Genomic DNA, 345 nt, shown 5'->3' with positions numbered 1-345 from the left:
TGCCAGGCAACCGCCTTCGCCGTGGCCACCCTGGGCAGCGGCGTCGCCCGCCGCCTGCCGCGCGAGCGCCTGGCCGACCTGGCCGCCGCGGTCCGCGTGGAGACCCTGGCATGACTTCCGCCGCGTCGCTGCCGTGCGCCGCGTCCTCTTGCGCTCATCGGGAGCCCGCATGAATCCGATCCTCGTGGTGATCGCCGCCGGCGATCGCAGTACCGAAGCCGTCCTCGCCGCCGAAGCGCTGCGCCATGCCGCCACGCTGCGGGGCGCGACGCTGCAGGCCGAGGTGCGCACGCCGCAGGGCGTGATCGCGCCGCTGGACCTGGCCGCCGCTCCCACCGCCGCGCC

The 345-nt window shown here is 76.8% G+C and carries 1 pseudogene; it reads left to right on the top strand.

What is annotated here, in order from left to right:
* Positions 1-169: 169 nt before the first annotated feature.
* Positions 170-345 (top strand): annotated as a pseudogene (locus D588_RS27430) (PTS fructose transporter subunit EIIBC); the annotation flags it as partial.

The organism is Xanthomonas sp. SHU 308 (assembly GCF_000364645.1).
GTDB classification, from domain to species: domain Bacteria; phylum Pseudomonadota; class Gammaproteobacteria; order Xanthomonadales; family Xanthomonadaceae; genus Xanthomonas_A; species Xanthomonas_A sontii.
The sequence above is the reverse complement of the archived record's forward strand: the minus strand, read 5'-3'. Positions and strand labels throughout refer to the sequence as shown.